Here is an 11,449-nt window from a genome sequence, read left to right as displayed (position 1 = left end):
ACTTGCTCGTCGGCGGGAGCGGCTCTATATTCGCCGGCCTTTCGGCCGTCAAGCCCGAATTCGAGACAACCGCTCGAACCCGAACCCCTCAACCTAAGGACTCACACCCTTAGACCGTCGACAGTTTTCCCGCCGGCGACCGCCGGTCCGAAGACCTCGTCTCTGTCGGGAGCAACCGGAGGAGCGTCAGCACCGCGTCAGTGGCGCGCCCCGTCGATGAGCGGGGTTATAGGGGGGGCCGTTTCCCCTGTCAACAGCCTCGTTTTCAGAAAGATGACGCGGCGGCGACAAAACGGCTTCGGCGAGAGCGCTACGGAAGAAATGCTGACCTTTCAACAGGTTAGCATTTCTGACCTATCCACAACCCTGTGGATAGGTCGAAAAGCGGCCGCAAATTCAATGATCGGACAGCACGACCTCGTCCGACCACTCGCCGGCCACTTCCTTCACGATCGCCTGGCCGCAGATGACCCGCCCCTTTACCGGGTCGAAGGTCAGCGTCGGGGCGCCGGCGAGCTGCCAGCCCTTGTTCAGCGCCGCCGACACCCGCTTGCAGAACGAGACGTCGTCGGGGCCGGTCAGGTAGCGGTAGAGCTTCATGGTCTTGGTCGTCGCATCCGTCGTCATCGGTATCGTCCTGTCTCGAATTTCAGCTGCGCGCGGCGATGGCCTCGGCGAGCGCCACGGTCTTGCGGGCGATATCGGCATGCATGCGCTCATACATGCGCCCCTCGATCTGGATCACCCCCTTGCCGGCATGCTCGGGCAGGTCGAAGGCGGCGATCAGCGCGCGGGCCGCCTCCACCTCCCCTGCCGGCGGGGTGAAAGCGGCATTGCAGGGGTCGAGCTGCGTCGGGTGGATCAGCGTCTTGCCGTCGAAGCCCATCTCGGCGGCCTCGCGGCATTCGCGGGCAAGGCCGTCGAGATCGCGGAAATCGTTCCAGACGCCGTCGAGCACCTCTACGCCGCCGGCGCGCGCCGCCAGGACGCAAAGCGACAACCACGCCTGCATGGGCGCCCGCCCGGGCACGATGCGCGCGCCCGTTTCCTTGGCGAGGTCGTTGGTGCCGAGCACCAGCACGCCGAGCCGGCTTACCGGATCCTGCGCCGCCGCGGCGATCTTCGCCACGTCCTGCACCGCCTGCGGCGTCTCGATCATCGCCCACAGCTTCAGCGACGCCGGCGCGCCGAGCGCATCGAGCCGGGCGCCGATCGCGCGCAGCGTCTCCGCGCGGGCGATCTTCGGGATCAGCAGCGCATCCGGGCCGGCACCCGTCGCCGCGGCTTGCGCGAAACAGGCGAGATCGGCCTCGAACCACGGCGTCTCGAAGCCGTTCACCCGCACCACCACCTCGCGCGGGCCATAGCCGCCGGCGGCGAGCGCCTGCGCCACCTGCTGGCGTGCCTCCGCCTTGGCATCCGGCGCCACCGCATCCTCGAGATCGATGATGAGCCCGTCGGCGGGCAGGCTGCGCGCCTTCTCCAGGGCGCGGGCATTGGCGCCCGGCATGTAGAGCACGCTGCGGCGGGGACGAAGGACGGGAATCATGATTCGCTCGGCTAGTTGGCAAGATCGGGAAAGCAGCCTATCCGGGCAGGCGGCGGCACACCAACCGCGCCCGCCGGCGGCTCCGCAGCTTTCTTGCGCAAGAGAGCCCCGCCACGCAACGTCTTATCGGATCGAAGGGCATGAGCGCAGCTATCGGGACGGAAGAACGCTATGACGTCGTCATCGTCGGCGGTGCCATCATGGGGGCGATGGCCGCCTATTTCCTCACCTCCGACCCCGCCTTCACCGGCACGGTGGCGGTGATCGAGCGCGACGCCAGCTTCGCCCGCTCCGCCACCACACTGTCGGCCGCTTCGCTGCGCCAGCAATTCTCCATCCCCGAGAATATCCGCATGTCGCTGTTCGGGCTGGAATTCCTGCGCTCGGCCAGGGAGCGCTTCGGCGCCGAGACCGATCTTTCCTGGCACGAGGGCGGCTATCTCATCCTCGCCAGCGACGCCGGCCTGCCGATCCTCCAAGCCAATCACCGGGTGCAGCAGGCCGAGGGAGCCGATATCGACCTGCTCGATCCGGCCGCGCTCGCCGCGACCTTTCCCTATCTCAATACGGAAGGCCTCGCCGCCGGCGCCTATGGCCGCTCCGGCGAGGGCTGGTTCGACGCGCATGCGCTGCTCGATTGCGTGCGCAAGGCGGCGAAGCGGCAGGGCGCGCAGATGATCGCCGGCGAGGTGGTCGCGATCGAGCGCGCCGGCGACCATATTGCCGGCGTCTCGCTCGCCGACGGGCGGCGCATCGCCTGCGGCAGCCTCGTCAACGCCGCCGGGCCGCGCGCCGGGCGAGTGGCGGGACTCGCCGACATCCCCCTGCCCGTCGAGGGCCGCAAGCGCTGCATCTATGTCCTGCATTGCCGCACCGAGCTGCCGCGCCTGCCGCTGCTGGTCGATCCGACCGGCTTCTGGATCCGGCCGGAAGGCGCCTACCAGATCTGCGGCGCGGCGGATCCGGTGGAGGATCGCGATCCCGGCGAGGATTTCGAGGTCGACTGGCCGCTGTTCGAGGAGACCACCTGGCCCAACCTCGCTTATCGCATCCCGGCGATGGAAGAGGTGAAGCTGGTGCGCGCCTGGGCCGGGCATTACGAGATGAACCTGCTCGACCATAATGCGGTGATCGGCCCGCACCCGGAGATCGGCAATTTCTACTTCATGAACGGCTTCTCCGGCCACGGCCTGCAGCAGGCCCCCGCCGCCGGCCGTGCCATCGCCGAATGGATCGTGCATGGCCGCTCGGTCTCGCTCGACCTCGGCGTGTTCGGTTACGAGCGCATCCTCGCCAACCGCCCGCATGCGGAGCTGAACATCATATGAGCGCCGGGCTTCGGGTGGCCGGCGTCGATGGGTGCCCCCGCCTTGCCGATGGATCCGGCGGCTGGATCGCGGTGATCATCGAACCCGGCAACGCCATGAAGGCCGAGCGCATCGACCGTCTCGCCGAGCTGGTCGACCGGCCGGAAGCACCGCAGATCATCGCCGTCGACATGCCGATCGGCCTGCCCAAACGCGTCGGCCCCAACGGGCGGGCACCGGAGCGGCTGGTGCGCCCCCGGCTCGGCATGCGCCAGTCGAGCGTCTTCTCCATGCCCTCGCGGGCGGCCGTCTACGCCGCCCTCGACCCGCGCCTTCCCGACGAAGCCGAGCGTTACCGGCATGCCTGCTCTGTGGCCCGCGCAACCTCCGAACCGCCCCGCGCGGTGTCGCGGCAGGCCTTCCATATCTTCGGCAAGATCGCCGAGATCGACGGATTGCTGCGCGAGCGGGCCGCCCTCGCCGGCCGCATCCACGAATGCCACCCCGAGGTGAGCTTCTGGGCGATGAACGGCGAGACGGCCCTCGATCTCGCCAAGAAGGTGAAGAACGCCCCGCACAAGCCCGGCCTCGCCTTGCGGCGCCGGCTCCTTGCGGCGCAAGGCTTCGCGGAGGCCCTCACCTCTCCCCTGCAGGCCCGCGCGCTCAAGGTGGGCGAGGACGATCTCATCGATGCCTGCGCCGCCGCATGGACCGCGCGGCGCATCGCCCATGGGCAGGCGATCGGCTTTCCCACCCCGGCGGAACGCGACGGCGAGGGCCTGCCGATCCAGATACAGGCGTGATGCCACCTAACAGTCTACAATTATTGTCAAATATCATATCACACATAAATTTTGTGCATTTATCCAATTTGCACATGCGAATTTGTGTTATATATTTGGAACGACTAAAACACAGGGAATTGCCGGGAATGGCCGCGCCGCAGCAGCAGAAACTGAAAGTCAACGGCCCCGTCGCCGTCACCGCCAACCGTCTCGCCGACGGCGCGGTGGTCTGGCGCACGGCGGCTGGCGGCTGGTCGACCGCGCTCGGCGATGCCGCCGTCGTCACCACGGCGCCGGAGGCCATCGCCCTGCTGGAAGGCGCCCACAAGCGCGACACCGATGCGGTGGGCGCCTATGTCGCCCCGGTCGTACTCGGCGAGGATGGCGCCATCCTCCCCGGCAATCTGCGCGAGCGCATCCGCGTCAACGGCGTCACCTTCGAATTGCCGGCCAGCGAGCCGCCCGCCTCCACCCTTCCCGCGGCCTGAATGCCGTTCCTTCAAGCCGCGACTGCAGAAGACACCGATCATGTACGTCTATGACGAATTCGACCGCGCCTTCCTCGCCGAACGGGTCGCCGATTTCCGCGACCAGGTGGAACGGCGCCTGTCGGGCGCCCTCACCGAGGACGAGTTCAAGCCGCTGCGGCTGATGAACGGCGTCTATCTGCAGCTGCACGCCTATATGCTGCGCATCGCCATTCCCTATGGCACGCTGTCTTCGGACCAGCTGCGCCGCATGGCACATGTCGCCCGCGTCTATGATCGCGGCTACGGCCATTTCACCACCCGCCAGAACATCCAGTTCAACTGGATCAAGCTGGAGGATCTGCCGCAGGCGATGGCCGATCTCGGCGAAGTCGGCGTGCACGGCATCCAGACTTCCGGCAACTGCATCCGCAACGTGACCACCGACCAGTGGGCCGGGGCCACGCCGGAGGAATTCGACGACCCGCGCATCTGGGCGGAGATCCTGCGCCAGTACTCGACCTTCCACCCGGAATTCACCTACCTGCCGCGCAAGTTCAAGATCGCCATCACCGCCGCGCCCAAGGACCGCGCCGCCACCAAGGTGCACGATGTCGGCCTGCGTCTGCATCGCAACGAGGACGGCGAGCTCGGCTTCGAGGTGCTGGTCGGCGGCGGCCTCGGCCGCACACCCTTCGTCGGCAAGTCGATCCGCCCGTTCCTGCCGGTGCGGCATGTGCTGAGCTACATCGAAGCGATCATGCGCGTGTACAACCAGTTTGGCCGCCGCGACAACATCTACAAGGCGCGCATCAAGATCCTGGTGCACGAGATCGGCGCCGAGGCGTTCGCCGAGGCGGTCGAGGCCGAATGGGCGAATATCCGCGACGGCGCGCTGCAGCTCACCGACGAGATCATCGACGACATCCGCGCCCGCTTTCTCTATCCCGACTTCGCGGCGCTGGAGGACGAGCCGGCCGAGCTGACGGCGGCGCTGGAGGATCCGCGCTTCGCCACCTGGTACCGCAACTCGGTGCACAAGCATAAGGTGCCCGGCTATTCCATCGTCACCATCTCGCTGAAGCCGGTGGGCGCGCCGCCCGGCGACGCCACCGCCGACCAGATGGACGCGGTCGCCGACCTCGCCGATGCCTATGCCTTCCACGAGATCCGCGTCGGCCACGAGCAGAATCTCTGCCTGCCCAACGTGGCGACCAGGGATCTGCCGGAACTGTGGCGCCGTCTCGACGCCGCCGGGCTGGCGACGCCGAACGTCAACCACATCAGCGACATCATCGCCTGCCCCGGCCTCGATTACTGCGCCCTGGCCAATGCCCGCGCCATCCCGGTGGCGCAGGAGATCTCCAAGCGCTTCGCCGATCTCGACCGCTCGCGCGGCATCGGCCGGCTGCACGTCAATATCTCCGGCTGCATCAATGCCTGCGGCCATCACCATGTCGGCCATATCGGCATTCTCGGCGTCGAGAAGAACGGCCAGGAATTCTACCAGATCACCCTCGGCGGCCGCGCCGACGAGCATGCCCAGCTGGGTACGCTGCTCGGCCCGGCGGTGTCCTACGACCAGGTGCCCGGCCTGATCGAGGACATCGTCGACGCCTATCTCGAACTGCGCTCCTCGCCGAAGGAGCTGTTCATCGACACCGTGCATCGCCTCGGCGTCGAACCCTTCAAGGAGCGCGTCTATGCCACTCATTGAGAACGGCAAGCTGGTCGAGGACCGCTTCACCCGCGTCGCCGACGAGGACGAGGCGCTCCCCGCCTCCACCCCGGTGCTCGTCTCGCTCGACCGCTTCCTCAAGGAAGAGGAGGCGCTCAAGAGCGCCAATGTCGAGGTCGGCCTCATCTGGCCGAACAACAAGCCGATCGCCGAGATCGCGCCCTATCTGCCGCGCCTCGCGCTGGTGGCGCTGAACTTCCCGACCTTCCGCGACGGGCGCGCCTATAGCCAGGCCCGCCTGCTGCGCGAGCGGCTCGGCTGGAAGGGGCCGCTGCGCGCCGTCGGCAACGTGCTGCGCGACCAGTTCCTGATCATGGCGCGGTCCGGCTTCGACCAGATCGTACCGGCCAAGGAGGCCGACGCCCGGGCCTTCGACGAGGCGATGCACAGCTACACCGTGTTCTACCAGCCGACCGGCGACGGCCGCAAAAGCCTGCTGCGCGCGCGGCTCGGCCGCTCGGCGACGCGCAAGGGCACGACGGGAGAAGCCGCATGACCTCCCCCTTCCATCTCGACACCGCCCTCGCGGGCCTCGCCCCGCTCGACGCGGTGGAGGAGATTTCCCGCACCCTCGAGGGACGCTCGCCGACCGAGATCATCGCCGCCGCGCAGACCCTCGTCGGGCGCGACCGGCTCTGCCTCGTCTCCTCCTTCGGCACCGAATCCGCGGTGCTGCTGGCCTTCGCCGCCGAGGTCGATCCGTCGATCCCGGTGGTGTTCCTCGACACCGGCTGGCTGTTCGAGGAGACGCTGGCTTACCGCGACACCCTCAGCCGCCAGCTCGGCCTCACCGATGTGCGTTCCATCCACCCGGCTGCCGAGCGGCTGGCGGCGCTCGATGCCGGCAACGACCTCTGGTACTCCGACCCCGACGCCTGCTGCCGCATCCGCAAGGTCGAGCCGCTGGCGCGGGCGCTGGCGGGCTTCGATGGCTGGCTGAACGGGCGCAAGCGCTACCAGGCCTCCACCCGCTCCTCCATCCCGGTGGCGGAGCGCGACGGCGAGCGGCTGAAGTTCAACCCGCTCGCCAGCCTGGAGCGGGCCGAGGTGGAAGCCGCCCACAAGCGCTTCGCGCTGCCGCCGCACCCGCTGGAGGCCAAGGGCTTTCCCTCGGTCGGCTGCCTGCCCTGCACCAGCCGCGTGGCGCCGGGAGAAGATGCCCGCGCCGGCCGCTGGCGTGGCAAGGCCAAGACCGAGTGCGGCATCCACACGCTGATTTCCGCCCACTGACACAGCCCCCGCCCGCGCCATGAGCGCGCGGCGGATCGGCAGCATGGCGGCGGCGCGCCCGGAAATCACACGGGCGTTCCGTTATTTCATCTAATTTTCTATATACTCTGTATTTTTATAGTTGACCCCATTCGCGAGCTGTGGAAACGTCAATCCGACAGTTTCACGCGGTGCGCAGGCGCCGCCCCGGAGAGATCGACATGTTCCTCAATTTCAAATCCCTGGCGGTGGCGGGCCTTGCCGCCGCGCTCATCGCTCCGCTGGCGGCACCCGCTCCGGTACGCGCCGCCGACACCACGCTGCTCAACGTCTCCTACGACCCGACGCGCGAGCTCTATCAGCAGTTCAACAAGCTGTTCGCCGAGAAATACAAGGCCGAGAGCGGCAAGACCGTCGAGATCAAGACCTCGCATGGCGGCTCGGGCAAGCAGGCCCGCTCGGTGATCGACGGCCTCGAGGCCGATGTCGTCACCCTGGCGCTGGCCTATGACATCGACGCCATCGCCGACAAGGGCTTCCTCGCCCAGGACTGGCAGAAGCGCCTGCCGCAGAACTCCTCGCCCTATACCTCGACCATCGTCTTCCTGGTGCGCAAGGGCAATCCCAAGGGCATCAAGGACTGGGACGACCTCGTGAAGCCCGGCGTGCAGGTCATCACCCCCAACCCGAAGACCTCCGGCGGCGCCCGCTGGAACTATCTCGCCGGCTGGGCCTATGCGCTGAAGAAGTACGGCTCCGAGGCCAAGGCGAAGGAATATCTCGCCGCCCTGTTCAAGAACGTGCCGGTGCTCGACACCGGGGCCCGCGGCTCCACCGTCACCTTCACCGAGCGCGGCGTCGGCGACGTGCTGCTCGCCTGGGAGAACGAGGCGTTCCTGTCGAAGAAGGAATTCGGCGACGACAAGTTCGACATCGTCGTGCCCTCGCTCTCCATCCTCGCCGAGCCGCCGGTCGCGGTGGTCGACAAGGTGGTGGACCGCAAGGGCACCCGCGCCGTCGCCGAGGCCTATCTGAAGCTGCTCTACACCAAGGAAGGCCAGAAGCTCGCCGCCGAGAACTTCTACCGCCCGCGCGATCCCGAGATCGCCAAGCAGTATGAGAACGTCTTCCCGAAGGTCGACCTGGTGACCATCGACGACCCGGCCTTCGGTGGCTGGCGCAAGGCCCAGAAGACACATTTCGACGATGGCGGCGTCTTCGACCAGATCTACTCCAACTGATTCCCGAGGCCGGCACTTGCCGGGCTAAACTGGGCGCCGGACCTTTCGCCAGGTCCGGCGCCGCTCTTATGATGGGCAGCGCGGAACGCAATCATGGCCGAGACGACGATGAGCGCAGCGGAACTCGCGGGAACAGCCCCGCCCCGCCGGAGCAACGGCGTGATCCCCGGCTTCGGGCTCACCATGGGCCTCACCCTGCTGTGGCTGTCGCTGATCGTGCTGATCCCGCTCGCCGGCCTGTTCTTCAAGACCGCCGAACTGACGCCCGAGCGCATCTGGACCATCCTCACCGCTACCCGCACGCTGAACGCGCTGAAGATCTCCTTCGGCCTGTCGCTGATCGCCGCCGCCATCAACCTCGTGCTCGGCGCCGTGGTGGTGTGGGCGCTGGTGCGCTACGACTTTCCCGGCCGCAGGCTGCTCGACGCGCTGGTCGACATCCCCTTCGCCCTGCCCACCGCGGTCGCCGGCATCGCGCTGACCACGCTCTATGCCGAGAATGGCTGGCTCGGCGGCCTGCTCGCCCCCTTCGGCATCAAGGTCGCCTTCACGCCGCTTGGCATATTGGTGGCGCTGATCTTCATCGGCCTGCCCTTCGTGGTGCGCACGGTGCAGCCGGTGCTGGAGGATTTCGACCATGAGTTGGAGGAAGCCGCCGCCACGCTCGGCGCCAGCCGCTGGACCACCATCCGCAAGGTGGTGCTGCCCACCGTGCTGCCCGCCTTCCTCACCGGCTTCGCGCTCGCTTTCGCGCGCGCGGTCGGCGAATACGGCTCGGTGATCTTCATCGCCGGCAACCTGCCCAACGTGTCGGAGATCGCGCCGCTGCTGATCGTCATCCGCCTGGAGGAATTCCGCTACGCCGACGCCACCACCATCGCCGCCACCATGCTGGTGGCCTCCTTCGCGCTGCTGTTCGTGATCAACGGCCTGCAACGCTGGTCGCAGGCCCGCACCGGGAGGGCGTCATGAGCGACAATTCCGTGCGTTCCGAGCCCGCCGCCGTCAAATGGACGGTGGTCGGCATCGCCGCGCTGTTCATCGGCCTGTTCATCGTGCTGCCGCTGGTCAACGTCTTCGCGCAGGCCCTGGTGAAGGGCTGGGAGGCCTATGCCGCCGCGCTCATCGAGCCCGACGCCCTCGCCGCCATCGAGCTGACGCTCATCGTCACCGCCATCGCGGTCGTCGCCAATACGGTGATGGGCCTCGTCATGGCCTGGGCGATCACCAAGTTCAGCTTTCCCGGCAAGAGCTTCCTGATCACGCTGATCGACCTGCCCTTCTCGGTGTCGCCGGTGGTGGCCGGCCTCGTCTTCGTGCTGCTGTTCGGCGCCCAGGGCTATTTCGGGCCGTGGCTGATCGACAATGGCTACAAGATCATCTTCGCCTGGCCGGGCATCGCGCTCGCCACCATCTTCGTCACCTTCCCCTTCGTGGCGCGCGAGCTGATCCCGCTGATGCAGGAACAGGGCACCACGGAGGAAGAGGCGGCGGTCACGCTCGGCGCTTCCGGCTGGCGGGTGTTCTCCCGCGTCACCCTGCCCAATGTGAAATGGGCGCTGCTCTATGGCGTGCTGCTCTGCAACGCCCGCGCCATGGGCGAGTTCGGCGCGGTGTCGGTGGTCTCCGGCCATGTGCGCGGCGAGACCAACACCATCCCGCTGCAGGTCGAGATCCTCTACAACGAGTACCAGTTCCAGGCCTCCTTCGCGGTGGCCTCGCTGCTGGCGCTTCTCGCCGTGGTGACGCTATTCGCCAAGACGGTGCTGGAGAGCCGCGTCCACGCCCGCAAGGGCGGGCATTGAGCGACGCTCCCTGAACGGCGGGCGAGGCGCGGCTCAGAACAGCCGGGTGGCGACGATGAAGCCGACGATGGTGACCACCGCAAAGATGAAGGTCACCAGCCCCAGCCGCTCCTCGATGAAGCGGCGCGCCGAGGGGCCGATCCAGTAGATGAGGCCGGCGACCAGGAAGAAGCGCGCGCCGCGGGTGATCACCGACAGCACCACGAACCAGAACAGGCTGTAATGGGCGAAGCCCGAGGTGATGGTCACCACCTTGTAGGGGATCGGCGTCACGCCCTTGATCAGGATGATCCAGTGCCCGTATTCGGCATAGGCCTTGGCGAAGGCGTCAACCTTCTCGCCATAGCCATAGAGCTGGATCAGGAACAGGCCGACCGTCTCGTAGAGCAGGGCGCCGATCGCGTAGCCGACGAGCCCGCCCAGCACCGAGGCGACGGTGCAGATGGCGGCGTAGCGCCAGGCACGGTCCGGCCGGGCGATGCACATCGGCACCAGCATGATGTCGGGCGGCACGGGGAAGAACGAGCTTTCCGCCGCCGACACCCCGGCGAGCGCCCAGCCGGCCGAGGGCCGCTCGGCCAGGTCGATGACCCACTGATACAGACGGCGCAACATGGAAGGCTCCGGCGGGGAGAGATCATCCCGACGGGGAGCCGGGACGGCGTGGTGCGCCTCAGCGGGTGTCGCGGCGCGAGCCCGGCGCCATCGGCGCCGCGACCAGCGCCGTGCCGCCCGAAGCGGCATCCGCCTCCCCGCCCGGCTGGGCGGCGAGATCGGCAAAAAGATCGGCGGGCTTCGCATAGCCCGAATGGCTGAGGCTGTCACGATTCCGCAGCGATACGCCGCCGGCGGCCCGGCCGGGTGGCAGCGAGGCGCCGGCCCGCTTGCCCGGCTTGGGCAGCTTCTCCGCCATGCCCATCATCTGCTCGCGCCGCCGCATCTCCGCCCACACGTCGCCGGGCTCGATGCCCAGCTCCGCCCACAGCACCACGAGGTTGTAGAGCAGATCGGCGCTTTCGCGCACCGTGCCGTTGGTGTCGCCGACCACGCCGTCGAGCGCCACCTCCACCGCTTCCTCCGCGACCTTCTTGGCGATGAAGGCCCGCCCGCGCGCGAACAGCTTCGTCGTGCGCGGCGAGGCGACATGCCCGGCACGCGCCGCACACACGGCTTCGTGAAGACGGCGGATCGAATCAGTCATTGGTCGAAGTCTAGCGTCGTTTCGATGAACATTGCGTGGCGATAGGCGATCACGCCCCGGCACGGTCTGCCGTCTCCGGGCCGCGAGGCGGCACTTTCCGCATCCACGCCTTTTGATCCCGGGCGACGGACGCGGTATGGAAGGGGC

At 67.7% G+C, this 11,449-nt stretch carries 13 protein-coding genes; 9 read left to right on the top strand and 4 right to left on the bottom strand.

The annotated features are described in order from the left end of the window. Window positions 1–396: 396 nt before the first annotated feature. Together KHC19_RS10535 and KHC19_RS10530 are read right to left on the bottom strand one after the other, a co-directional pair. Window positions 397–600 (bottom strand): DUF1737 domain-containing protein, encoded by a 204-nt coding sequence (locus KHC19_RS10535; RefSeq protein WP_213352327.1) that lies wholly within the window; start codon window positions 598–600, stop codon window positions 397–399. A gap of 49 nt (window positions 601–649) precedes the next feature. Further along, window positions 650–1,549, bottom strand: a complete 900-nt coding sequence (locus KHC19_RS10530; protein ID WP_213352292.1) for an HpcH/HpaI aldolase/citrate lyase family protein — start codon at window positions 1,547–1,549, stop codon at window positions 650–652. Window positions 1,550–1,689: 140 nt separating this feature from the next. On the opposite strand from KHC19_RS10530, the gene KHC19_RS10525 reads away from it, so the two are divergent. From KHC19_RS10525 to cysW, 9 genes are all read left to right on the top strand, one after another. Next, window positions 1,690–2,877 carry an NAD(P)/FAD-dependent oxidoreductase gene (locus KHC19_RS10525; protein ID WP_213352291.1) on the top strand — a complete coding sequence of 396 codons (1,188 nt, stop codon included), beginning with the start codon at window positions 1,690–1,692 and terminating at the stop codon, window positions 2,875–2,877. Next, entirely contained in the window at window positions 2,874–3,659 is a 786-nt protein-coding gene (locus tag KHC19_RS10520; RefSeq protein WP_213352290.1) for a DUF429 domain-containing protein, read from the top strand. Before KHC19_RS10525 ends, KHC19_RS10520 begins: the two co-directional genes overlap by 4 nt. A 128-nt stretch (window positions 3,660–3,787) precedes the next feature. Continuing rightward, window positions 3,788–4,129, top strand: coding sequence for a DUF2849 domain-containing protein (locus tag KHC19_RS10515; RefSeq protein ID WP_213352289.1), 342 nt, complete (start codon window positions 3,788–3,790; stop codon window positions 4,127–4,129). 40 nt (window positions 4,130–4,169) lie between these two features. After that, the gene (locus KHC19_RS10510; protein ID WP_213352288.1) at window positions 4,170–5,825 is read left to right on the top strand and encodes a nitrite/sulfite reductase; all 1,656 of its coding nucleotides are present in this window, start codon (window positions 4,170–4,172) and stop codon (window positions 5,823–5,825) included. Next, window positions 5,812–6,342, top strand: coding sequence for a DUF934 domain-containing protein (locus tag KHC19_RS10505; protein ID WP_213352287.1), 531 nt, complete (start codon window positions 5,812–5,814; stop codon window positions 6,340–6,342). Before KHC19_RS10510 ends, KHC19_RS10505 begins: the two co-directional genes overlap by 14 nt. Next, the gene (locus KHC19_RS10500; RefSeq protein WP_213352286.1) at window positions 6,339–7,076 is read left to right on the top strand and encodes a phosphoadenylyl-sulfate reductase; all 738 of its coding nucleotides are present in this window, start codon (window positions 6,339–6,341) and stop codon (window positions 7,074–7,076) included. Before KHC19_RS10505 ends, KHC19_RS10500 begins: the two co-directional genes overlap by 4 nt. Before the next feature lie 200 nt (window positions 7,077–7,276). Continuing rightward, window positions 7,277–8,296, top strand: coding sequence for a sulfate ABC transporter substrate-binding protein (locus KHC19_RS10495; protein WP_213352285.1), 1,020 nt, complete (start codon window positions 7,277–7,279; stop codon window positions 8,294–8,296). A gap of 108 nt (window positions 8,297–8,404) precedes the next feature. Beyond that, on the top strand, window positions 8,405–9,268 hold the full coding sequence (cysT, locus tag KHC19_RS10490) for a sulfate ABC transporter permease subunit CysT (protein WP_213352326.1): 864 nt from the start codon (window positions 8,405–8,407) through the stop codon (window positions 9,266–9,268). Continuing rightward, a complete protein-coding gene (cysW, locus tag KHC19_RS10485) occupies window positions 9,265–10,101 on the top strand; it encodes a sulfate ABC transporter permease subunit CysW (protein ID WP_213352284.1) in 837 nt (278 codons plus the stop codon). Before cysT ends, cysW begins: the two co-directional genes overlap by 4 nt. Before the next feature lie 33 nt (window positions 10,102–10,134). Here cysW and KHC19_RS10480 read toward each other — a convergent pair whose 3' ends face one another. Then, window positions 10,135–10,716, bottom strand: a complete 582-nt coding sequence (locus tag KHC19_RS10480; RefSeq protein WP_213352283.1) for a YqaA family protein — start codon at window positions 10,714–10,716, stop codon at window positions 10,135–10,137. A gap of 58 nt (window positions 10,717–10,774) precedes the next feature. Then, window positions 10,775–11,302 (bottom strand): phosphoribosyl-ATP diphosphatase, encoded by a 528-nt coding sequence (gene hisE, locus KHC19_RS26465; RefSeq protein WP_378295597.1) that lies wholly within the window; start codon window positions 11,300–11,302, stop codon window positions 10,775–10,777. Window positions 11,303–11,449 lie beyond the last annotated feature (147 nt).

The organism is Ancylobacter oerskovii (assembly GCF_018390555.1).
Classification (GTDB): domain Bacteria; phylum Pseudomonadota; class Alphaproteobacteria; order Rhizobiales; family Xanthobacteraceae; genus Ancylobacter; species Ancylobacter oerskovii.
Note: the sequence above shows the minus strand (reverse complement) of the source record. Positions and strands in the feature narration are given on the sequence as shown.